Here is a 23,847-nt window from a genome sequence, read left to right on the forward strand (position 1 = left end):
CATGCCATTGATCAAAGAGCTCATTTCAATACCCGAGCGGGTTCACCAGGGCGACTTCGTGCTGAAGCTGTCCGAAGGCGTCACGCACCCCGAGCAGACACTGCGCGATTACGTCGTCACGCCGCAGCTCGCGGACGCCTTCAAGAATGCGCTTGGGTTCGTCCAGCAGGCGGTGCTTTCCGGCACGAGCAAAGCCGCTTACCTGCACGGCTCGTTCGGTTCAGGCAAGAGCCACTTCATGGCCGTGCTGAACCTGCTGCTCGCGGGAAACACGCAGGCACGCGCGATCCCCGAACTGGCCGACGCCGTCGCGCAGACCACCTGGACGCGGGGCAAGCGCTTTTTGATGGTGCCGTATCACATGATCGGCGCCCGGGACATGGAATCCGGCGTTCTCGGCCAGTACGCCGAGTATGTCCGGCATTTGCATCCTGAAGCCCCGATTCCGGGCTTCTATCTGGCCGAGGAACTGTTCCGCGACGCGGAGGCGTTCCGGACCCGTCTGGGAGACGAGGCATTTTTCAGCAAGCTCAATGAAGGCAACGCAACCGGCGGCAGCGGATGGGGCGCACTGGACACCGGATGGGACGCAACGAGCTTCGAAGCGGCGATGCTGGAGCCGCCCAATGGCCCCGAACGCGCGCGCCTCGTAGGCGATTTGATCGCCCAGTTCTTCTCCGCCTATCGCTCGCTAGCTGGCGACAGCGAATCGTTCGTGTCGCTGGACGACGGCCTCGCGATCATGAGCCGGCATGCGCAAGACCTCGGCTACGACGCGGTCATCCTGTTCCTCGACGAACTCGTGCTGTGGCTCGCCAGTCACGCCGCGGATGTCAACTTCGTCAGCCGCGAGGGCACCAAGCTGGTCAAGCTCGTTGAGGCGACCAACGCCGACCGGCCGGTTCCGTTGATCAGCTTCGTCGCTCGCCAGCGTGACCTGCGCGAACTGGTGGGCGACAACTTGCCCGGCGCCATCGGCGTGCAATTCACCGACGTGCTGCGCCATTGGGAAGCCCGTTTCCACCGGATCACGCTCGAAGACCGCAACCTCCCGGCCATCGCCGAGAAGCGCGTGCTGCGCCCGATCAACGACGCGGCAAAGGCAACGCTGGCGGTGGCCTTCGACGAATTGCTGCGGTTGCGGCGCGACGTTCTGGATACGCTGCTCACGACGGACGCGGACCGGGAGATGTTCCGCAAGGTCTACCCGTTCAGCCCGGCACTCGTGCAGACGCTGATCGCCGTGTCGGCCGCATTGCAGCGCGAGCGCACTGCGCTGAAGCTCATGCTGCAACTGCTGGTGGACCGGCGCGAAGACCTGGAACTCGGTCAACTTATTCCGGTGGGCGATCTGTGGGACGTGATCGCGGAGGGCGACGAGCCGTTCGAGGCCATGCGCGTGCAATTCGAAAACGCAAAACGGCTTTACAACCAGCGCCTGTTGCCGATGCTCGAGGCCAAACATGGCGTGACGTGGGAAGCCTGCAAACTGGGTCAGGCCGATCCCGCCCTCGCGAAGAATCTGCGCAACGATGCGCGACTGCTCAAAACCTTGCTGCTGTCCGCACTGGTACCGAACGTCGAATCGCTGAAGGCGCTGACGCCTGCGCGGCTGGCCGCGTTGAATCACGGCACCTTCAGGTCGCCCATTCCTGGACAGGAGGTGCAGCTGGTGCAGCGCAAGCTTCGCGACTGGGCCGGCGAGGTAGGCGAAATCAAGGTCACGGAAGATCTCAATCCGCTGGTGTCGATACAGATCACCGGTGTCGATCTCGAACGGGTCCTCGATCAAGCCAAGGGCATCGATAACTCGGGCAACCGCCGCAAGAAGGTGCGTGAGCTCCTCTTCGACCAGTTGGGCATGCAGGACATCGGTGGGCTCTTTCTGACCTATGACTTTTCCTGGCGCGGGACGAAGCGCGAGGTAGAAGTGTTTTACGCAAACGTGCGTGAAATGCGGGACGAGGAACTCAAGGGCCGCTCCGGCGCCTGGAGCGTCATCCTCGACTTCCCGTTCGACGAACCCAACCGGACGCCCAACGACGATCTGGCCCGGCTAGGCGATTACCGTGGCGGGAGCACCCGGACCCTCGTGTGGCTGCCGTCTTTCCTGAGCCAGAAGGCGCTGAATGACCTCGGGCGATATGTCATTCTCGACTACATCCTCCAGGGTGAGCGCTTCGATCAGTACGCGGCTCATCTGTCCATCGTCGATCGCGCGCAGGCTCGGGTTCTGGCCAGAAACCAGCGCGATTCGCTACGGGCAAAGCTCCGTAGCGCGCTCGAGGTGGCATACGGCATCTCCACGCAGCCGGAAGAAGCGGTGTCTCATGTCCTCACGGCCGAGCAACAGTTCCGCTCACTCGATCCGACGCTGGCGCCAAGGCCTCCCGTGGGTGCCGATTTCAAGGCCGCTTTTGAAGACCTGCTGGGTCAGCTTATTACCCATCAGTACCCGGCACATCCGCTGTTCGACACCGAGATCAAACCTTCCGCGGTGAAGAAAGTCTGGACCGAAGTCCGGGCCGCCATCGATGCGCCACAACAACGAAGCCTCGTGACGGATCAGGCCTCGCGAAGAGTCGTGCGCTCCATCGTCAACCCGTTGAAACTCGGTCAGATGGCCGAGACGCACTTGCTGATTGAGACTTACTGGCAGTCCCACTTTACGCAACGCATCGCGCTCGAAGGCGGTGGGCCGTTGACCGTCGGGAAGCTGCGCGAATGGATAGATCAGCCGAGGCCGATGGGTCTGCCGACGGAGCTACAGAACCTCCTGATCCTGGCTTTTGCGGCACAGACGAACCGTCGTTTCCTGCATCACGGCGGCCCTTTCGAACCTGACATCGACCGGCTGCCGGACGACGTGGAACTTCGCGAGGAGCGGTTGCCGTCGGCCGCGCACTGGCAGACTGCGCTTCAACGCGCGTCCAGCCTTTTCGGCCTCGTCCCGGCACAGACGTTGAACGCGGCCAACGCGGGTAAGCTGGTATCGGAGGTCAAGCAGAAGGCCAACGCGCAACGCACCGCGGTCGCGGGCTTGGTGTCGGCCGTGGCCGACCGCACGGCCCGCTATGCACCGGGCGAGCCGGGAGCGCGTCAACGCACGGCGGAGTCGGCGCAGGCGCTGCTCGACGCGCTGGCGAATGCCAGTGACTCCACGCTGGTGACAACTCTCGCCACCGCGTCGCTCGAAACCTCCGAAACCGCGGTCGGCATCGCGATCGCTCAGGCACAGGCCGCGGTAGACGCACTGCTCCGGGGGAACTGGCAACTCTTCGACGCCGTCCGCAATCTGTCGGACCACCGACAGGCTGCGGGTCAACGGCTTGCCGCGCAGCTAGCCGAATTGCTGCGCAACGACGAGCACGTCATTGGGTTAAAGATCAAGCTGGACGAGTTGGTCCGCGATGCGGTTGGCCTGTTGTCCGAGCCGGCTAAAGCGGGAGCATCGTCTCCGGCAACAGACAGGTCACCTGTCACGCAACCGGAGTCCCCCGAACCGCCACCACCGTTTCAGCCGCCAGAGCCCACCCACGACGCGTTCACGATAGTCGTTGAAGAAAACCAGCGCGCGGATCTGGATGCCCGGTCGGCGTCGGCGCTCCTTCAGCAACTCAAGGCGAAGGTGGACAACGACAGTGAGCTGGAGCTGACCCTGCACTGGCGCTTGCAGCGCAGAGGGGGAACGCAACATTGAGCTCAACGCAGATCGTTTCGATCGCACAGATCGGCGCCCAACTCGACTCGGTCCTGCAGCGCGACGCCAACGCCTCTGTCGTGGCGATTCGTGCGTCGACAAAGGGGCCGTGGCCGGAGTTCCTGCAACGAGCCGGCCGGCGTTACAACCTGCGCTGGTGCGAAAGCCGGCTCGCGCTGCGCGAGGCGCTGACGGACCTCGAAACCGCCGGTGCGGGCACGGACGGCCTCATCCTGATGACGCCGCTAAGAGACACGGACGTTCCGGACGACGTGGCTTCACGACTGGCGCGCGCGCGCATTTTCCAGCCGAAAGGATGGGAGATCCTGCGCGGAATGTTCGGGGCGAAGGAAACGGATGCCCGTCTGGGCCACTATGACTGGATGCCCGACCTGCTGATTGACAGCGCAGACGGCAAGCCATTCACGCCGGTACCGGGAGACTTTCTGGATCTGGAGACCGCCTGGCGCGAAGTATTTCGCCTTTGCCTCGGTCTCGATGCCACGCAATCCGACGCCGCCGCGCTGATGCGCTGGGCACAACGCCCGGATTTACCGGTGCTGCTGGACAAACTGGCGCCCAAGGCCCGTCGCGACATCCTGCAATGGATGAGCGGCCACGCCGGTCCTGCGGGCTCGTTGATCGTGCGCTGCATCGACGCGGGAAGGGGATTCGATGCCGCGTCGCTTGGCCTCGTTTGCGACGTCGTATTCAGCGCTGCCGCCGAAGGTATCCCCGAGCTTGCGCAAGCCGCGGTTCGCATGGAGCGGTATGTCGCCGACCAGCATATTTCGGTGTCCGAAGGCCGGGAATGGGCCAGCCAGGCCACGCGACTGCTTGAACATACGTCACCTGAAGACGCAATGGCGACGCTCGAACGCGCCGACGCGATCATGCGGGAACTGCGCGTAGCGGACTTTGCATACCGGAGTGACTGGCTGCGGGGCGGCTTCGAGCAACGCCTCGCACAATTCGCACAGGTGTTGAGCGGGCATGTGTCGACGCCGACCGATGGGCATGCGGCGCAACTGGAGGACGCGGCCAACGCAGTGACCGATCATCATCTCGCGCCTCAGCAACCGCTACGCGTCGAACGGGTCCGCATGGCCCGGCGGCTGGCGCGCTGGCTGCTGCGTGCGCCATCGGCTGCCGCGAATCTGGCGCAGCACATCGCAACCTATGCAGACGACGGTGCGTTTGTTGACTGGGCTCGCTTCAAGCTGCTGGGGGGCGACGAATTACCGGAGTTGTCTGCGGCTTACGCGTCGTTGCGGCTTGTGGTTTCCCAGCGCCGCGGCCAGTTGAACAATGGGTTCGCCACGACACTTGCCACCAGCCTGCGCGAGTCGGCGTCGGCCGGTGAGCGCGTCCTTCCGGTCGAGTCTGTACTGCAAGAGCTGGTAGGCCGACTCGCGTCGTCGCACCCCGTGTTACTGCTCGTCGTTGACGGGCTCAGCCTGTCGATCTTCCGCGAGCTGTTCGAGCGACCGGAACGCCACGGATGGGTCGAGCTTGCCCCCGAGGCCGGCGGCAAGCCATTGCTCGGACTGGCGGCGTTCCCGACGGTCACCACCGTGAGCCGCACGAGTCTGCTTTGCGGTCGAATCGCCGTTGGGGCCGCAAGCAACGAAAAGACCGCATTTCGTACCTATCCGGCGCTATTGCCTCACGGCGGTGCGATCCACTCACCGAAACTGTTTCACAAGGGGGACCTGAGCACGGGTGGCAGCCTTGCCGCCGACGTGCGCGACGCGCTTGCCGATGCATCGCAAAGGGTGGTCGGCGTGGTCTACAACGCCGTCGACGACCATCTGAGCGGGCCTGACCAGCTGCACCAGCGATGGAGCCTGGAAGACCTCCGGCTGCTATTGCCGCTGCTGCGCGAGGCACGGGACTCCCGGCGCATCGTGATCGTCACCGCGGATCACGGGCACATGCTGGAAGAAAACAGCAGCCAGATTCCTGGCGGAATCAACGACCGCTGGCGCGCCGGTTCGCAGATCGCGGATGCCCGCGAGATCATGCTGTCTGGCGACCGTGTCCTGACACCGGAGGGGAGCAACGAGGCGATTTGCATCTGGAGTGAATCTGCCCGCTACACCGGTCGCAAGAATGGCTATCACGGTGGGGCGTCGCTCGCTGAAGCCATCGTGCCGATGAGTGTCTTCGCGCCATTCGGCGTCAATGTCGGCGGCTGGATACCTGCCCCGCCGCCGCAGCCCGTATGGTGGGATCTGCCGGAGCCGACGTTCAGGCCGGCGCAACCTGCCCTAGTAAGCAGGACACCAGCCAAACGGGCTCCGGCCAAGCCGACTGCGCAAGGCGGCCCGCAAGTCGGCCTGTTCGGCGACGAGGATCTGCCGGTGCTGCAACGGAGATCTGCGCCGGAAGCGGCTGACTGGGTCACGGTGGTCCTGACGTCTGCGCTATACGCTTCGCAGCGTCAGCTCGCTGCGCGCGTTGCGTTGCCGGACGAGCAGATGCGCACGCTCCTCCACTCGCTCGACGAGCGGGGCGGCAAGCTGACCCGTGCTGCACTGGCTCAGCGACTGCGCGTCCCCGAGCTACGGCTGGGCGGCATGCTGAGCGCCGCACGCAGAATGCTGAACGTCGATCAGGCGCAGGTGCTAACCGTGGACGACGCGTCGGACACGGTGGAAATCAACCATGCGTTGCTGATGCAGCAGTTCAGCGCTCCGTCAGCGGGAGACTCACGATGATCGGCGCGGCCCGAAGGGAAGAGGTCATTTCGGCGTTGCGCCGCGGCACAGTGCCAAACGCCGGGCTGGATGCACTGGCGGTGGGGCTCGGAGGACTGGCTCCCGCGCTGGATGCGGAACTCGACGCAGTGGCCACAGGCCGCGCCGGTTTCAAGGCAATACGCGGCGAATACGGCAGCGGCAAGACTTTTTTTGGACGTTGGTTGCAGGAACGCGCTCGCGCCAGGGGATTTGCCACGAGCGAAGTCCAGATTAACGAAACCGAGACGCCGTTGCACCGGCTCGAGACGGTCTATCGGCGTCTGGTCGAGCGGCTGGGCACGAGCGATACGCCGGGCGGTGCGTTCCGCAGCATTATCGACGGCTGGTTCTTCGCGCTCGAGCAGGATGTTCTGGCGGAAGGCCGTACTGACGCCAGCGACATAGCGGCCCTGCTTGAGCGCACCAATGAGCTGATGGAGGCACGCCTCGCATTGATCAGCCGGTCGGCGCCGGCCTTTTCGGCCGTGCTGCGCGCGTATCGCAAGGCCCTCTCGGAGGCAAACGTCCAGTTGGCCGATGGCCTGATCAGCTGGCTGGCCGGCCAACCCAATGTCGCCGCGGGCGTCAAGCGAGCCGCTGGCGTCAAGGGAGATCTCGATCACTTCACGGCGACGAACTTCCTCATGGGACTGCTGACGATCATGCGCGACAGCGGCTTTGCGGGACTGCTGCTGGTATTGGACGAAGTTGAAACGCTGCAACGGATGAGAGCCGACACGCGCGAGAAAGGTCTGAATGCGCTTCGACAGTGGATTGATGAGATCGATGCGGGACGATTTCCGGGGCTTTATCTTGTCATTACCGGCACGCCCGCGTTCTATGACGGCCCGCAAGGCGTTCAACGTCTCGCGCCACTGGCTCAGCGGCTCCACGTGGACTTCGCGACCGACAGTCAGTTTGACAACCCTCGCGCAGTACAGATCCGGCTCCAGCCCTTCAATCATTCGGCGCTGGTCGAGGTGGGCCGTCGTGTGCGGGACATATACGCTGGCGGACAACCCAACGAAGTGCGATTGCGTCGGCTGGCGGACGACGCTTACGTGGACACGCTTGCCACCGCAGTGGCCGGCGGCCTTGGCGGAAAGGTGGGCGTCGCACCACGCCTCTTCCTCAAAAAGCTCGTTGGCGAAGTATTGGACCGGGTGGACCTGTACGAAAACTTCGACCCTCGCCAGCACTACAAGTTGACACTTGCCGACACCGAGATGACCGTGAATGAACGGGCCGCCTCCGGCGCGAACTCCATCGACGACATCGAGCTGCCATGACGGCATTCGAGCGCCTGCACCCTGCCGTCCAGTACCACGTTGTAAATTCTCTGGGCTGGAGCACGCTGCGGCCCACGCAGCTCCAGGCGATCGATCCGGTCCAGTCAGGCCGCCACTGCCTGCTACTTGCCCCCACCGCCGGCGGCAAGACCGAAGCAGCAATCATCCCAGTTCTATCGCAGATGACGACCGAAGCGTGGCGTGGGCTCAGTGTCCTGTATGTCTGTCCAATCAAGGCGCTGCTCAATAATCTGGAACCGCGGCTCGCCCGATACGCCAGCTTGCTCGGCCGCACCGTGGAGGTGTGGCATGGCGATGTCGCTGACAGTCGAAAACGCCGCGTACTCCGGGAGCCACCGGATATCCTGCTGACCACGCCCGAGTCGCTCGAAGGCATGCTGATCTCGCCGAGGCTGGAGCGGCAGTCGTGGTTTGGCAACGTGCAAACAGTCATCGCCGACGAGCTGCATGCGATTGCCGCGGACGACCGCGGATGGCATTTGCGATCTGTGCTCGCACGAATCGACGAGTACACACCGCAGCCGATCCAGCGTATAGGTCTGTCGGCCACCGTGAGCAACCCGGAAGACATACTCGCGTGGTTCGCTCCGACAGGTGACAGGTCGGTTGTCGGCACTTCGACGGTATCGACCGATGCGGACGTGACCATCGACGCGGTAGGCAACCTGGAAAACGCCGCGACAGTCATCTCGCGAATGTACCGTGGCGAAAAGCGTCTTGTGTTTTGCGACTCCCGGTCAAGTGCGGAAAAACTCGGGGCCTCGTTGAACCGGCTTGGCGTGCGCACTTTCGTCAGCCACGCGTCGCTCAGTGCCAGCGAACGACGATATGCCGAGGCGGCGTTCGCTGAAGAGCGCGATTGCGTGATCGTGGCGACGTCGACGCTTGAATTAGGCATCGACGTCGGCGACCTGGACCGTGTGATCCAGATCGATTCGCCCGCTTCGGTCGGATCTTTTTTGCAGCGTATGGGGCGCAGCGGTCGCCGGGCAGGGTCCCGTCGCAGTTGCCTGTTCCTGACAACCTGTGAGCAGGGTCTTCTGACTGCGCTCGGTGTCTGCCAGCTGTGGTCAATGGGCTGGGTCGAGGCGGCCATCCCACCGCCCGAACCGTGGAACGTGGTCGCTCAGCAGACCCTGCTGCTCACGCTGGAGCTGAGTCAGGTGCCATTGCGCAGTCTGCGCGACGCGTTGCTTCGGTCATTTCCCGAACTCCCCCCAGTCGATATCGAGCGACTAATCGACGGGCTCGCTGTCGGCCAATATCTGTTTGTCGATCCTGACGATGTTGTGCAGATTGGCCCGGCAGCCGAGCGGGCCTTTGGCGCCGGTCACTACCGCGAACTGATGGCGACTTTCAGCGGCCCCGAACTCCTTTCGGCCCGGCACGGGAGTACCGAACTGGGATTTCTGGATCCGTCTGTGTTTGCGGCTCAGGAGGGCCAGCACTTCGTGTTGCTTTCGGGACGCAGCTGGAAGGTCAAGGAGATCGACTGGAAAAGACGCGTCGTCTGGCTGGAACCAGCCAAAGAAGGAGGCAAGGCTCGCTGGACGGGAGGAGGGCGCGAATTCGGTGCGGAGCTTGCGCAGGCGATCGGTGTGGTGCTGGAGAGTGGCGCGATCGAACACGCGGCGCTTTCAAAGCGCGCGACGGCTGCACTCGACGACCTTCGCAGTGCGACCCCCGTTACTGCAGGTGCCGTGCAAGCGCTTGCGGCTGGCCGCTTCAAGTTATGGACTTTTGCCGGCACCCTGGCCAACCGGACTCGGATGTTACGCGAGGCTGCGCGAGGCGCGTATCGGTTCGACGGTCTTTCAATCGACTATCGCTGCGATCCCCGCATCCAGTCGGAAATACTGCCTTCGGAGTGCATTGATGACAATGCGCTGTTGGAACTCGTCAAGCTGATCAAATTTAACGAGATGCTGCCGTCTGACCTGGCAATACGGATTGCGAGGCGGCGCAGGCTTGTCACCATACCCAGTGACTCACCGCCGGTAGGTAAGTAAAGGCCCATCGAGCCCTCTCGCGAAGAAAATTTGCGCGTCTATATCAGTAAATGCGCATTTGTCAAGGACTCCTTATTGACGGGCACGCCAGTCGTTGATAACGTGATCATCCCCAGAGTTCGGCTGTCCGCATGGATCCACAACCCGTTCCAGATTACTTTCCGAGACTTCCCAGCAGTGCGTGGTATCGGATTCAAGGTCAAAGTCCTCGCTGTGCGAGATGGCGGTAGGTACCGCGCACTCCATGCCGGCGACGAGACGTACGCACATGCTGTGCGATCAACTCTACCAACAACTCGCGGTGCATACATCTCGAAGATGATTGGGGTCACTTGCTGCTAGCCGCCGGCGGCTGAGCGCCGAGTCAGCCGCGAGTCTTTAAAAAAGTTCTCAGAGGAATATGCGATCTCTCTGGCGCCGAGATAACTTGGACCATCGGACCTACGCAGCAGATGCTGTCAGACGCCGGGGCCGGCGACAAATTTCGCGAACCGTATCCGAACATCTTGAGCCAGAGCCCGGGCAACAATCGTGTTGAATCAGGGCAAGCGCGCAGTGCTCGCGCTGGATCCGCCCACACCGACGCTCTTCGCGACTACGACGGCACATTATATCGAGGGCACTCTCAGTGGGATAACGAAATAGTTATCTCAGTTCGGGTTATTAGTTGATAGGAAATTAAAATGAATCTGCTGATTGGCAATGTGATTTCGGATGTGCCCCCGCCAATGCCCTCTAAAAAGAGCGCACTATGCCGCACTCCAGACGAGTTGCTGAAACATCGAGCCAATTATGGAAATGCAACCTATGCGGTCACTATTTTCGACGAAACAAGCGACGAAACGTGGTATTTTTCAAACGACCTGCAAGAAGCTGTGGCCATCGGCTTACGGTGGCACGACCGCAACTGTGCTTTGCAACAATATCCTCTCGAGCAGGATGGCCAGATTGTATATGAGTATAGAGTTCGAGGAACTTGCGATTCGTGCTACATCGACGAGATGTTTTACATTGGTGGATTCTTTAGATCGGCTGGCGCCGACATAAATGAAGTGGCGACTCCTGAAATCATGGCTCGGGTTCGCATCGAATTGTTCAAATTTCTGTCTGTGAATTTCCCATCCTTCTTCATGCTTGACTTTTCTCAACCAGATCGGGGATCAACATACTTGCAAGATTGGGCAGATGAGCTTGAGTGAGACTGCGGTTACATTTGCGTGCTCGGCGCGGTGAGGATGATGAACTGGAATAACCGTCTGACTGGTTCTCCGAGGACGCGAGTAGTCCATTTTTCGCCATCTTGCGGATACTGAGGCGGCACTGCGGTCCCGATCCGAGAGGGTATCGGTTCTGATATCGTCGAGATGCACTGGCGACGGTAAGAGTGCGCGAAGCGCAAGAGTCGGCGGGGTGGCAGCTCTGCGCGATTTGCCGGATGTGAAGTTGCATGTGCTCGACACCGGTCATTTCGCGCTGGAATACAGACTCGTCGGGCCGCTGTTGCTCGATTTCCTAGATCGGAAGATAGCGGCGGTTTGAGGCCGATGACCGATATTGCGACGGACTGTCACGGCACCTCTTCCGGCTGGACCGCCATCACGAAGTCTTGTTTGAAGGACCGGATGGACCCGAAGTCCCAGAAACCGACCAGTTCACCGTGGACCTCAGCGACGACGCGAGGATAGCTGCCGTCGCCCACGATGCAACAACCGCCTACCTCGATTCGCGGCGCATCGGACAAGCTCCTGCTCCAGAACCTGCCAAACTCGTTGGTGAGCCGGATCCATCTGTCCGCGCGCGCGGCGTCCAAAGGATTGGGTCGAAGCGTCGCCGAGGTGTAACGCCTGAGTTCGTCGCTCGCGGCGTCGTCGCCGGCAACAGGGGGCGCGAGGGCGAGGAACATCGCCTTTGCGCGCAACTGTTCGTTCTGACCGTTCGGGTCGAACGCGTCGACTGACGATTCCGGAACCTTGTCGCCGATACTCCATGCCAGCCACAACAGCAACACACGGAGCTGAATCGCTTCCTCGGTCTCCGAGTGGGTGTCGTCCGTCAGTGTCTCGATGAGCCGCGTTCTGGAGTTGAACAGACACCGCATGGATTCGTCCAGCAAGCGACGGCGATCGGCCTCGGGAACGAGGAACTCGCGCGCCATTCGCCAACGGGGCAAGCGCTCGATACGCACGAGCTCTTTCACGAGCGAAAGTACGGCGATTAGTTGAACGAGCGCCCGCGCCTTGGTGTCGGGTTGGTCGGCCTTCGTCAGCTTGAGCAGCATCCGGTTGATGAGGTTCGTCACTTTTCTGGCGACCCGCCGTGCGATCTCGGCATCCCGGAGGGTCTGAGCCTGAGCGTCGACGTACGGCGTGTCGTCCGATTGCTCCGGGTCGTCGTCCTGATTGACCTGTTCTTCCTCGGTTCGGCCTGAGCTATCAACAGGCACGGTCGGCTGCGTCTCGAGCTCTTCGCCGATTTTGCGGGTCAGCAGGTCGATCAGCGTGACAATATCGGCGGTTTCGACTAGACGGCGGCGTTTCCCGGCTTTACGAAGCTCGCTGACGCTGATTTCTAGTGTGTCGGGGCGGCCGCCACTCGCTGTGTCCGCTTGCGCCGATCCACGCCGCGATCGCACTTCGTTCTGGACTTCTTCTTCGGCGGATGGTTCGAAGATCGCATCTTCGACCGCCTTGAGCATCTCCGAAATGGTCTCACCGGACGGGTCCAATGCACCGAGCGCATCACGAACCTGACGATGCGACGATTGCGTCGCCACCGTCAGCAAATGCGGGTGCGCGATCATCGCCCTTCCCACGCGCTCGCTACCCAGGAACAAGTCGCACGCGCGGACCAGCTTCATGTCGACCGACACAGGTACACTCAGAACGTCTCCCGTCCGAGTGACGGCGATCTTCGCTTCAATTACGTCCAGACTGTCACTCAACAGACTGGCACTGCCAAGCTCGATGGCCGGGCCTGGCGTCGCGATTCGCAGTTCGTTGGGGCTTGCCGCCACACCTATCCAGAAGCGCTCGGCGGATTCGGTCGCGCATATTTCGGCGAAACTTCGTGCAGCCGTGGCCTCGAGCTGGCTGGCCGAAAGCGCTGGCAGCGCGAACATGCCGCACAAACCCAGCGCCTCCGCCGTGGCTTGCGCGTCGGGGCCCATGCGCATCACCACGGCTTCGACATTCGCGCTGTTTCGATTGCCCATCCACGCGGGACGGCTGGGGTTGGCGCTTCCGGAGATGAGTGCGTTCCCATCGTCATGCGTTTGCTCGATGTAAAGCGCCTTCGCGTGCAGGTACTTGTCGCCGCGATTGTCAGCGGTCGTCCAGAGAAGCCTCGCGTCCACGAAACGCGCCTGCACGTCACGCATGCTTGGCAAATACACGGTTTCCGGATCGATCGCGACGACCACGTCGGCCTGCGGCCAGCGTTCGTGCAGATGTGCGACGAAAGCTAGGTCGCTATCGAAGAACGCGCCGGTCACTCCGATCCTCCGAACTTCGCCTTGCACGAGCGCGCCGATCTGCTCGATGAGCGACGCTCCTCCCGGGCGTTGATGCAACGCGACGGTCGTCGTGGCCGCGCCCGGCGCCGACAACGGCGCCACGCTTTTGGAAAAGGAAAGGACCGCTTCGATCAAGGAGGGCGGCACAAGGTCGCGTGCGAGTTCGATCCATTCGCGCACCATCTGCCACACCGAATCCAGCAATGCGGTGCCCTCGCGATCCTTACGGTCGGTCACGTGTACCCAGTTCGTGATCTCCCGGTTGTAGCCAAAGCCCGACAGCGTCAGATTGTGGCTGCCGACGAGAACCGCCGCCTTCTTCTTGCCGGCCAGAATGCAGACCTTCGGATGGAACGCCCCGGTCACGCTGACCGGCACGAGCGAATACGCCGTGCCTGCAAGCCTCGGTCGGGTCGCTTCGGATTGCCAGCTCAAACTGCATTGCGCGTGATCCATCAAGACGATGTTCTGCTGGCAGCCTGCCGCCACCAGACGACGCAGCACGACCTCCTCGTAGAAGGGCAGACTCGCGTTGAACGTGGTGATCAGCGATGCGTCGAAGCCGCCTTGCTTGATGACATTCAAAAGGGAAATCGAATCAGGCACTGACGGCCTCCATCAACTGCTTGCCTTCCGCGCTTAACGACGTCTGTTTGTCGTCATTGCGCACGATCGCGCCTATGTCCATCAAAATCTGGAACGCCTGACGAAAGCGCGGCGTGGTATTGGACGGCGCCGGTATGTTTCCATCCGTCAGTTGCAAACCGCGCTCGGAAGGGCGGAAGCGAAACGTCGCCGAACTCGTGCGATGAAGTTTGCGCAGCGACACGCGCAGATGTGTATTCATGCACCACGAAACGACGTCGTAAACTACGTCGCCTGGTGGCATCTCGCGCCACGCCACGGCTTTGCGCCGGAACGTATAGAGATTGATGGGGTAATCCTGTAGCGCTTGTGGCGTGATCGCGAGCCCCTCATAGGGCACGCGATTCAAATCGTCGCGAATGGCGAGGATTGCGAGCACCCGCATGGCCGACGCAAGCAACGCAGCGTCGCTTGCGCGCCCCCAGGACGACACCATGTTTTGAGCCAGCGGCATCTCGTGACCCTCCGCGGACCACTCGCCGAGCGCTGGCAATGCCGATTCGATGTTCGAGAGCCACGCTCCAAACGTCGCACAGCCCGTGTCGGCAACGAAGCCAGCCACGTGGTCCGATTCCTCGAATTCCTTCGCGAAAGCCTCGACCGTGTCGCACACGTAGCGCTCGCCCGCGGTCTGCGGGGACAACTTGTTCAAGGCGAGCGCGAAGATCGTCTGAACCGCGACCGATAGCAGATCGTTGCGGACGTAGACAGCCCAGTTCTCGCGCGTGGACGCCAGATCGGCCGGGATGTTCCAGCCCGTCGCGCCAGGCAGCGCGTTGCCATACACGGCGGCGCGGAATACGTTTTCGGAAAACTCGATACCGGGCGGCAGATTGTCGATGAGACGCTGGATCAGTGCCAACGAACGCTTGCGCTGAGTGCCTTCTTCGCCGTACTCGCTCTGCCGGTCGAAATAGATGTCGGTAAGCTGCTCGCGCTCGCGCGATCCCGCGTTTCGAAGATGACACGGGCAAAACGCATGGAGCTGCCGGAGGCCGGCGTCAGCGACTTCACCACGCTCGAGGATGTTCCAGAAAAGGTCTGCCGGCACCGACGCATCGAACGCTTCGGCAATTGGCTTGCCGACTTCCTTGGTGAATCGAAACCACGGTTTTCTGCCGCCCTCCAGCATGCGCAAGTCGGCGAGCGTTCCCGCGTAATACTGCGAAAGTCCACCCATGCGATTCATGAAGTAACGGTCTTCGGAGTCGTTGGCGGTGAACCTGACGAGCTTCAGTGTCTCACTGTCAAGCGCTCGTTGAACCGCGCTGACCAGCTTTTGTCGACCGACCATCGCTGCGCCGTGGCGCTCGCTGATCTTGTCGGTGCATTGCGCGTGGTGTTCGGCGATCAGCGTGAACAGGCAGTCGGCCCGCCGAAAACGTTCGACGAACGATGTCTCGTCCTCGTCATCCGGAAAGCGTTGAGCGAGCGACCATATGAGCCACGGATAGAAGGAGTAATAGCGCGCCCGGTCAGTGACGTTCGTGATACCCGGCAATAGCTGGCCGTAAATAAGGACGCACGGCGCCTGTGCGCCGAGGTGATCCAATCCGCCAATGGAGTACGGAGGTTCAATCCATGCGGTGTCGACTTTCAATTCTCTCTCGCTTGGTGGCCGCTTTTAATTTGAGGGGCGGAATGGCGTGGCATGCGTAGCGGCTCGATTCTGTCTGCATAATCGTCGATTCGCCGGATTCTTTTACCCTATCGGGAGACTCTGTGAATTCTAAAGGACGGATCGGCGCACACGAAGCTGCGGCTTGAGCGTTACGAGACTCGACGTCTCGGGTGGAGCGATGTCTGAATTAGGCTCGCGGGGGGAGGCGGGCGCCACGATCTAAACGATCATGCTTCCAAAGAGCTTTATCCGTCGCGATGGTGGGTAACCACGATGGGCACATCTCCTGTTCCGTTCTGTCCCGGGGCAGACTTGGCGAAGCATCGCTGAGCGCGGACTAGGTCCCGATTGTAAGACCTAGGTTTCGCGACAAGTATCTTGCCGGTCGTCTGACCGAGATCTAGCCCCGCTAGGAGCTTGCGCTAAAGGGAAGTCGGTAATTGCAAGGCCGGCGCCACGCTTACGTTTCATCTGGCGTATCGCGAGCTGCACCATGTACATGAGCAGGCGTCGCCGGTACTGGCGCGGCGCCTGCGGTGGGCAGTGATCGGCCCATGAACGGTCCTACGCACCTCGTGGGCGGAGGTCCGGTGATGAGCGACGAGCTGTCATTTGGTAAAGCGATGCCGACCGTACAGTGCCCCGGGATGAACCCAGTATCGTCGCGTCGTGCCGATGATGAGTCAAAAATGTGCCGACACGGTTGCGTATCAATCACCGGCGCTTTCGTACCCTGAAAGGTGTTTGTCCATCGCCTCGGTAGCGGTCAGGCCAGCAGCTTGGCTTTCGTCAACGAGAGCCTTCAAACGCTCGTAGTTGTCGAGGTAGGAGTGGTACTGTTTCTGAGCGTATGCGATCCTCTGATCGCGTGGCGTAGCACGAACAGCTTCTCTGACACGGCGATGTTCTTCGACCCTTGCTACGTTCTCGTCGACTTCTTCTATACCTAACTCCTCGTACGCCTCCTCCTCCACCCAATAATCGAATGCGCGCATCTTCAGAGTGAAATCTCCGGAAATCCGCCGGTAAAGAAGCGTGGCGAGCCCGATCACAGACCGTCCTAGCTCCGGGTCATGAGCTTTGAGTAAAGCGTCAGGGTCGCGGTCGGCGTGCTTCAAAAAGTTGGCCGTCCCCGCCATTCTTCTCCATCCTTCGGCGGCGATAAGTTCGTCGAGCTGGGCGGCATAACCGTCGTCCCGGCGATGCGGGTAGACGTCAAAGAGCACCTTGAAAACAGCGTAGGCGAGGGTGTAGACAGCGAGGCTGTCTGCGTTGGCAAAATACAGATCGATGGCTATATCCAGCTGCCGAGCGGCGGCTTCTGTCTTGCTGATAGGCTTCATAGGCGGCTTTATTTTCACGGCACGGTGCTAGATGACGTAATCCTGGAGCATTTTGCTTGCGAACGCGCTCGACGCATAGGCGTGTTGGCCATCTGAACCACATCGGATTCCCGGTGTGGTTCACTCTTCTGGCTCTTCGTCGCTGAGCCCCAAGTCATCGTAATCATCTGGTAGTGAGCCAAATAAAGCGAGTTGGAGAAGGCCGAAAATCCCAGGCGCGAACTTCCCTTTTCGAATTTTAAAGATGCGTCGCTTATCGGCCCTTTTGAACTGCTTTGCAATTATCGACTTGACGAATAGACTATGTCTCGGAAGCCGCCCTGTAAGCAGAATGTGAAAATTGACAGGAAACTCTGAGGGATCCCAAGCGGTTCCATTTTCAAAGATCATCTTAGGCATGTAGCCCACGACCATCGAGCCGGCTGCGTCCCACGCGTTGGTGTCAAGCATCCCTACCTGCGGGAGTAAAACAGCCACTGACCTAGACCCGATAGATTTATGGCGGGTAGATGCCGTTTCGATAACCTTGGAGATGTATTGCGAGACTTCAAAACTGCCGGCACCCTTTCGAAGGATCTCACAAAGGTGTTGTCGCTCCTTCTGGTAGAAGGCAATGTCCCAACCTCCTACCACGAATTCAAAATCATCTACTGACTTGAAATATAAGTGTAGTCCATCCACATGAGTCTCCTTTTCAAACTCATTGGGATTGATCCATGGACTTTTTTCACGAAAAGTAGATACAACAACGAGGAATCCATAGGGCACATCTCGATGCCAACCGTTGATGTGAAATTCAAAAACAGCTTCTCGCTTCGCGCGGTAGGATTTTCTGGAAAGAAGTCTTCGCAGAATATCGTCGCCGAGTTTCTTGGCAAGCTGACCGATTTTCAGCTCTGCGAGAATGGACTCGGTAAGCGACTCTGACACGGCATCATACATCCGTACTTTTTCAGTGCCTTCAGTCCACTCGGCAATCCCAGTGAACGATATGTTGCCCGTAAATCCAGCGCAGCGAAAAACAATACTCTTGTTGAAATATTCTTCAACCGGACGATAGTTTTCCCCAGTGGCTATAGAAATCCGAGTGTCTGTTGCCGAAAGTGCAAACCCTTTGCCGACGGCCGTTACCAGTAGTGTCATCTTTCACTTTTCTTTGTTGCCCCCGCGTGCTACACGAGACGCTCACTTACGCTGAATGCAGCAAGTATGTGCTGCTCGCCAATATGTACAATGGGAATCATAAGCCCTGAGTCGTGCTGGCAAAGTATCTTAGGAGCTTAAATTTGAGAGAAGCAACTAAAGGTGTAGTGACACCACATCTCTGGCTAGTCACAAGGGCCACTTCGGCTGGGCGGATTCAACCGGTCGATGCAATAGTTTGCTGGAACCGTTCGGCAGGCGTTTCGTAGCCCAGTGTCTTTCTCGGACGCTCGTTCAATCGTCTTGCCACGGCATTGAGCTTAGCCTGCGAATACGCTGACAGGTCGGTGCCTTTCGGGAAGTACTGCCTTAACAGCCCGTTTGTATTTTCGTTCGATCCACGTTGCCATGGATGCTGGGGGTCGCAGAAGTAGACCTGGATATCAGTGGCGACGGTGAAACGTTTGTGCCCAGCCATTTCCGTTCCCCGGTCCCATGTCAGCGATTTGTAGAGTTCCTGCGGCAACTTACTGGCATGTTTGATGAGCGCATTGATGACCGTTTCGCTATCCTTGCTGGCTATCTTGACCAGCATGACATAGCGTGTCTGGCGCTCAACCAGCGTCGCAATCTGGCTGCTCCCGCTGCCGCACAGCAGATCACCTTCCCAGTGGCCCGGTACCGCCCGGTCTTCAACGGTCGCAGGGCGTTCGCTGATCGATACCGTGTCCCGAATTCTCCCGTGATCGTCAGTTTTCTGCGTATGGTGGCGCGAACGACGCATGGCCCGGGTGCGCCGCAAGTGTTCCAGCAATTCCTTCTTCAAGGCACCACGAGCCTGTATGAAGAGACTGCGATAGATGGTCTCGTGGGACACGTGGTAGTCCTCGTCGTCTGGGTACGCACGCCTGAGCCATCCGGCAATCTGCTGCGGTGACCACTGCAGTTGGAGCTTGCCTGCCACGATGTGCGCCAGCATCCGGTGCTCAACCAGTTTACAGGCTTTGGGACGCTGTGCCCGATCCCATGCAAGCTGATCGGCGTAGGTCGCCCGGTAACCGTCTGGTCCGCTGTTACGTTTGATCTCACGACAGATGGTGGAAGGCGCTCGCGAAAGTCGTTTTGCAATTGACTGGATTGAATCGTCAGCCACAAGCCCTCGCGAGATCTCTTCGCGCTCCTCCAGCGTCAACGCCAATCCAGAGCGGTGCCTTTGTGGCGGCTGGATCCCGCCTGTCTCAGCCAGAATCCCCTGAACCGACGAGTGGTTACGATCAAAGAGCTGGGCGATCTTCTGCAGAGATTCGCCGTTGCGCCAACGTTCCCACATCAGCGCTTTCTGCGTCTCACTGTAATAAATCCGGCGTCTCTGCTTCATGTGCAACACTCCTGCTGCTTGCGCAGTCTTCAGTGTGTTGCATCGACCGGTTGAATCCGCCCTGGCGAAGCAGCCATTGGCTGACGAAACTCCAATGGCGGCAATGGGGCGTACTGAGCCGGACATGGGGGCCACGATCGGCGACTATCGGCCGCCGCGTAGCTGCGCAAAAGCTGCCAGATGCTATTGACGTGAGAGAATCCCAGTACGCACCATCCTCTAAGCTCAACATGCCATCTCAGTGCCCGTTTTGTGAACTGCCGGTTGAAAGGATCGTGGACCATAACGAGGCGGGGTTCGCGGTGCGCGACGCGTACCCTGTGTCACCGGGGCATACTCTGATTGTGTCCAGCCGGCACGTGAGTTCCTTGTTTGAATTGTCGACGGCGGAGCGCGAACAGCTTTTCTCTCTAATTGACCGCGCAAAAGGCCTACTGGACAGGGAATATCGGCCTGATGCGTACAACATTGGCATCAATGATGGTGTTGCCGCCGGCCAGACAGTGCCCCACCTTCACATTCACCTGATACCTCGTTTCAAGGGCGACCTCCCAGACCCGCGTGGCGGCGTGCGATGGGTCATCCCTGAAAAGGCTGACTACTGGAGCAAGCGAAGTTGAGGGGAGCTGCTCCTCCGCCATCAGCCGAAGCGCAGTTGTCATTCCTAGCCAAGCTGCAACGGCTCTTTGCCGAAGGCGACTTTACTGCGACCTACAAGTTCGCGCTGCTCATCTCGCTCGCCGACCTCGCTGTCGAGGGCGGACCGGATGAAGGCGCGGAGCTGACCCTGACCAATCGGCAGATTGCGGATCGCTTTATTCAACTTTACTGGCGGCACTCCACTCCCTATGGAACTGGTCGCACGGATACGCAGCCTGGCGTGCTCGTTCAGAATCTCGGGGACCAAGCAGCGGTGTTGACTGCTATCTGCCAGTACCGGGCGTCGACGCCCGGAATTACCATCCAGCAGGCTCGTACGGACCCAGGCTATGCCGCATTGCTGACTAAGGTGGCTGCCGTTGTCTCCGCACAGCCATTGAACTATCTGCAAAACTTCGGCGGAGTCACCGACACGTTTCTTTACGAGCGGTCAGGCCACGGTGGGATCGTGCTGAAACCCGGCGTTGCCTACTGCCTTCGGCGCTTTTATACGCTGGTACAACAGCTTTCTCGCACGCATTGGGTGGATCACATCAAGAGTAACCGGCGGAACCACTCGATCCTCGGCGACGCTGGTGGTCTGGAAGACTTTCTGTTTTCAGCTTCGCGACAGTCTCTGGCCATCGTCGGTGCGGAGCTGCGCAAGCTCGACGGTCACCGGTGCTTCTACTGTGGGGGCAACCTTGCCGGCGCAGACGTCGATCATTTTGTCCCGTTCTCGCTTTATCCGAGGGACCATGCGCACAATCTCGTGCTTGCACATCCCGCATGCAATCGAAGTAAGTCCGACACACTCGCCGCGAAGTCTCACCTTGAAAAGTGGCTTAAAAGGCTGACCACTAAATCTGATGATCTCAGCGAAATCGGGGCTTTGGCGGGCATGGCCAACGATAGGGTCACGGCAAATCGAGTCGCAGCCTGGGGCTATACGGCCGCTAATACCGCAGGAGGTCGAGCTTGGCTGTCCGCCACGAGCTACGAGCCGGTAACTCAGGACTATCTTGTCCTTTTGAACGCCTAGTTATTTAGGATCGGGTAGCGAAAACAGGGGCTGCGGGCTCTTTATCCTGGAAAGTGAGGGGGACGCGGCTGGCGACGAATGAGCCATGAAGAGACTTTCGGACACGCACCGGCGCTCGGACATTCCGACATCGGACTCTTCGTACTCTTTGAATCCATCCTTGAAGCTATCTCCCGTGGTATGTACGTTAGTAAGCCATTTCGCAATAAGGCAGAGGGCGTTCTCCGTCGGCAATTCCAATGGATGAATCGAGAAGCAGGAAGTGGTCAGTCAGCTCTCCCGGCTCGCGTCCGAATTGCTCTGCACCGAACACGGCGTCGTCAATCGCCAGCCAATGCTTCAGCCGTTTTCCGTATACGTAGCTGCAGATGACACGGGTACGCTCTGTGCCGTCGAGCACATAGCTACGTCGGGGCTTGATGTGGCTGGTCGTGCCAACGACGCGCGGCTGCAGTTCAGGCGGCAGGTAAGGACGACGCGCTCCGCCGGTAACCTGCGTGCCCAAGAGGTCGTGAGCACAATTTCCGCTGCCGGATAGGGCGCGAGCAACTCAACGAGCAGGGGCGCGAATTCGAGAAGTGTGCGGCCAGTGTCGAGCGTTACCCGATCCTGTTCGTCGATATAGGCATGGCCAACGTGCAGGGTTCCATCGAAGTCGACGAAAAGCGTCGGCGTAGTGTTGTCCATGACCAATGGCGCGGGCGCAGGCTGCTTCCGCCGGGGCGAGCGCCGATCCATTACTTCGTACCAGTCGACGGAATGGCCCACAGCCTCAAGAGCTTGACCAGCGTCATCTCGCTTCATAACAAGAACTTCCAGTCCGAACCCCATGAGCACCTTAAACAGCGCCTCAGTCCCGACGGACGCTCCATCTTCGATGCGGCTCAACTCGGCGACGTCTACGTAAGAAAGTCAGTTTCTCCGCATCAGCTCGCGACAGTGCAAACGCCTGGCGTGTGCCATCCTTCGGGAGGTATGTACAGCTTGCCGACACAGTTCTGGAATCGCTGCGTCATGGCTCCTCTGGCCCCTTTGGTCGGCGATGCGCCGAGGGCGGTCGAGAAAATAGCGCGGGCCAGCCACGAAGTGCGTGATTGCGATGGCTGCTGCTCATGTCGGGGATCCCATGCACGAGCCGCCCCAAGATAGCTTCCACCAACTCGGCGCCTGCGGCGTCAGTCGCCGCAGCCTCATATGGCGTCTTGCCGCCGAGTTCGGGATGCGGGTGGCGCATCCATTCGTCGGCATCGGCCGCATCATCCCAGACATAGGTTGCGAGGCGCAGGAGCCGCCACGCCTGGCTCGAGGTTTCACGCCAGGCTTTCATGTCGTCCACAGACACACCACTGACCGAAGACGCCACGGAGCTTCCCAGATCCGTGATTGACCTAGTTTTCTTCGTGCTCTTGCCACCTTCGAGAGGCAATCCGCTTTTTTCAACGAACTCGTTGGCGGCCTCGATAAACGCACGAAGGGAATCGAAGTAGGCAGCATCGACGGCGGACGTGGGCGATGACGCGGCTCCGGCCAACACCGAGCCGCGCAGATCGGGGAGGCCGTCGGTCAGGTCGCGGTGTGTGATCCGGATCCACTCGCCCAGGGTGGCCTTCAGACAGTGCTGGCACAGGTCGAGTCGCAGTTCAGCGCGATCGCGGAACGTCGAGTAGGCCCCCCCACGCCAGGCGAGCGAAAGCTTCTCATGCCATTCGCCATCTGCGTCCTCAGGGGTCATCCGGCGACCACAGCGGTCGCAGGTGCAGGCGGATGCCTCACGGACAGTCGTTTCACGATATTCGAGCATCTCTATCTGCCTCCAGCCGCGCGTCCGCGCAGGTTAGCCCACTTTAATCCACGGGCCTCCGGCCAAGAGGGCGGCCACGGCGACGCGCACCAGTGTGCGCTCGATCTTCATGGTTCCTCCGACGCATCCTCGTTAGTCTTCTGCGGCAATCGCCGTAGGCGCTCAAGACTGCCCTCGTGCCGGGCCGTGGACCACGAGTTGTCGTGTTTCCAGTCCGCGGGTACTAGGCCGACCTGTCGGGTTGTGACCGCGGGCAGCCGCAGCAGGACGCTGCCGGCACGCGACCACACGCCCTCGATCATCGTGACATCGGCTTTAACACCGTTGAGCTCAAGGTAGACAACGTCATCGGCATCCGTTAATTCTTCGTACAGACGCCAGCCCGGAAGCTTGCCTTCCCGGTCCTGATTACGGATCGAGGCCTTCGTGCCAATGCTCATCTCCTTGCCCGGAGCCAGAGCGCAAAGCCCGTGAGGCCGAGCCCCGTGGCGACCACGATGCCAAGTGCGTAGAAGATTCCAGTTTCCAAGCCCATTTCAGTCTCCACCTTCGTGTTCGGAACAGCGAGTCCTGACCCAGTTGGTTTGAATCAGCTTACCGCGATTTCCACGTATTTCACAAAGTCGGGCGCTCATGGTTTCGGCGAGTTCGATCATGCGGATCTGTTCCTCGCTCGGTGCGCTTACATGGAAGCGCAGTCCGCCGAATTTCTCTTTCACCTGACTGGCCACGACCTGAGGTCCGCCGTTCTTCGTCGCTTGCTGCAGGTTCCAGCACAGCGCGTCGATGAGGTCATACCAGCCATCCCCGCATTCGAAACCCCAGGCTGCAAAGGACGACAGCAGTGCCGGCGCGTCGGGATCAACCGCGGCCGTAATGTCAAAGATCAGCGGGTAGTCGGCGCATAGCTTCGCATCCAGTTCAGGACTCAATTGTCTTCTCCGTTTCACCCATGCGCGCTAGC

General features: G+C 60.2%; 17 protein-coding genes and 1 pseudogene. 8 read left to right on the forward strand and 10 right to left on the reverse strand.

Translation table 11 applies throughout. The features are described 5' to 3' along the window. Position 1: 1 nt before the first annotated feature. From OKW26_RS34900 to OKW26_RS34925, 6 genes are all read left to right on the forward strand, one after another. Positions 2-3,700, forward strand: a complete 3,699-nt coding sequence (locus OKW26_RS34900; RefSeq protein WP_429356453.1) for a phage resistance protein — start codon at positions 2-4, stop codon at positions 3,698-3,700. Continuing rightward, on the forward strand, positions 3,697-6,420 hold the full coding sequence (pglZ, locus tag OKW26_RS34905; protein WP_429356454.1) for a BREX-2 system phosphatase PglZ: 2,724 nt from the start codon (positions 3,697-3,699) through the stop codon (positions 6,418-6,420). Before OKW26_RS34900 ends, pglZ begins: the two co-directional genes overlap by 4 nt. Then, the gene (gene brxD / locus OKW26_RS34910; protein ID WP_429356455.1) at positions 6,417-7,730 is read left to right on the forward strand and encodes a BREX system ATP-binding protein BrxD; all 1,314 of its coding nucleotides are present in this window, start codon (positions 6,417-6,419) and stop codon (positions 7,728-7,730) included. Before pglZ ends, brxD begins: the two co-directional genes overlap by 4 nt. After that, a complete protein-coding gene (locus OKW26_RS34915; protein WP_429356456.1) occupies positions 7,727-9,760 on the forward strand; it encodes a DEAD/DEAH box helicase in 2,034 nt (677 codons plus the stop codon). The genes brxD and OKW26_RS34915 overlap by 4 nt, the downstream gene beginning before the upstream one ends. A gap of 683 nt (positions 9,761-10,443) precedes the next feature. After that, a complete protein-coding gene (locus OKW26_RS34920) occupies positions 10,444-10,959 on the forward strand; it encodes a transposase (RefSeq protein ID WP_429356457.1) in 516 nt (171 codons plus the stop codon). A gap of 211 nt (positions 10,960-11,170) precedes the next feature. Further along, positions 11,171-11,299, forward strand: coding sequence for a hypothetical protein (locus OKW26_RS34925; protein ID WP_429356458.1), 129 nt, complete (start codon positions 11,171-11,173; stop codon positions 11,297-11,299). A 28-nt stretch (positions 11,300-11,327) separates the two neighbouring features. Here OKW26_RS34925 and OKW26_RS34930 read toward each other — a convergent pair whose 3' ends face one another. The 5 genes from OKW26_RS34930 to OKW26_RS34950 form a co-directional block, all read right to left on the reverse strand. Continuing rightward, positions 11,328-13,877, reverse strand: coding sequence for a hypothetical protein (locus OKW26_RS34930; RefSeq protein WP_429356459.1), 2,550 nt, complete (start codon positions 13,875-13,877; stop codon positions 11,328-11,330). Continuing rightward, complete coding sequence (locus OKW26_RS34935) at positions 13,870-15,516, reverse strand: hypothetical protein (protein ID WP_429356460.1); 1,647 nt, start codon at positions 15,514-15,516, stop codon at positions 13,870-13,872. Before OKW26_RS34935 ends, OKW26_RS34930 begins: the two co-directional genes overlap by 8 nt. A 731-nt stretch (positions 15,517-16,247) precedes the next feature. Then, the gene (locus OKW26_RS34940; RefSeq protein WP_429356461.1) at positions 16,248-16,880 is read right to left on the reverse strand and encodes a hypothetical protein; all 633 of its coding nucleotides are present in this window, start codon (positions 16,878-16,880) and stop codon (positions 16,248-16,250) included. Between the two features lie 120 nt (positions 16,881-17,000). Continuing rightward, positions 17,001-18,023: a hypothetical protein gene (locus OKW26_RS34945; RefSeq protein ID WP_429356462.1), complete on the reverse strand. Its 1,023-nt coding sequence runs from the start codon at positions 18,021-18,023 to the stop codon at positions 17,001-17,003. 217 nt (positions 18,024-18,240) lie between these two features. Then, positions 18,241-19,401 (reverse strand): IS30 family transposase, encoded by a 1,161-nt coding sequence (locus tag OKW26_RS34950; RefSeq protein WP_429356463.1) that lies wholly within the window; start codon positions 19,399-19,401, stop codon positions 18,241-18,243. A 275-nt stretch (positions 19,402-19,676) separates the two neighbouring features. On the opposite strand from OKW26_RS34950, the gene OKW26_RS34955 reads away from it, so the two are divergent. Beyond that, positions 19,677-20,021: an HIT family protein gene (locus tag OKW26_RS34955; RefSeq protein WP_429356464.1), complete on the forward strand. Its 345-nt coding sequence runs from the start codon at positions 19,677-19,679 to the stop codon at positions 20,019-20,021. Positions 20,022-20,056: 35 nt separating this feature from the next. Beyond that, positions 20,057-21,082: an HNH endonuclease gene (locus OKW26_RS34960; RefSeq protein ID WP_429356465.1), complete on the forward strand. Its 1,026-nt coding sequence runs from the start codon at positions 20,057-20,059 to the stop codon at positions 21,080-21,082. Between the two features lie 187 nt (positions 21,083-21,269). On the opposite strand, the gene OKW26_RS34965 is transcribed toward OKW26_RS34960, so the two are convergent. The 5 genes and pseudogenes from OKW26_RS34965 to OKW26_RS34985 form a co-directional block, all read right to left on the reverse strand. Next, positions 21,270-21,587: an HAD domain-containing protein gene (locus OKW26_RS34965; RefSeq protein ID WP_429356466.1), complete on the reverse strand. Its 318-nt coding sequence runs from the start codon at positions 21,585-21,587 to the stop codon at positions 21,270-21,272. A 32-nt stretch (positions 21,588-21,619) separates the two neighbouring features. After that, positions 21,620-21,913, reverse strand: a pseudogene (locus OKW26_RS34970) (HAD domain-containing protein); the annotation flags it as partial. A 181-nt stretch (positions 21,914-22,094) separates the two neighbouring features. After that, on the reverse strand, positions 22,095-22,883 hold the full coding sequence (locus tag OKW26_RS34975) for an antitoxin Xre/MbcA/ParS toxin-binding domain-containing protein (RefSeq protein WP_429356467.1): 789 nt from the start codon (positions 22,881-22,883) through the stop codon (positions 22,095-22,097). A 107-nt stretch (positions 22,884-22,990) separates the two neighbouring features. Further along, positions 22,991-23,323, reverse strand: coding sequence for a hypothetical protein (locus tag OKW26_RS34980; RefSeq protein ID WP_429356468.1), 333 nt, complete (start codon positions 23,321-23,323; stop codon positions 22,991-22,993). A gap of 96 nt (positions 23,324-23,419) precedes the next feature. Continuing rightward, on the reverse strand, positions 23,420-23,815 hold the full coding sequence (locus OKW26_RS34985) for a hypothetical protein (protein ID WP_429356469.1): 396 nt from the start codon (positions 23,813-23,815) through the stop codon (positions 23,420-23,422). Between the last annotated feature and the right edge of the window lie 32 nt (positions 23,816-23,847).

The organism is Paraburkholderia sp. 32, assembly GCF_050435345.1.
Taxonomy (GTDB): domain Bacteria; phylum Pseudomonadota; class Gammaproteobacteria; order Burkholderiales; family Burkholderiaceae; genus Paraburkholderia; species Paraburkholderia tuberum.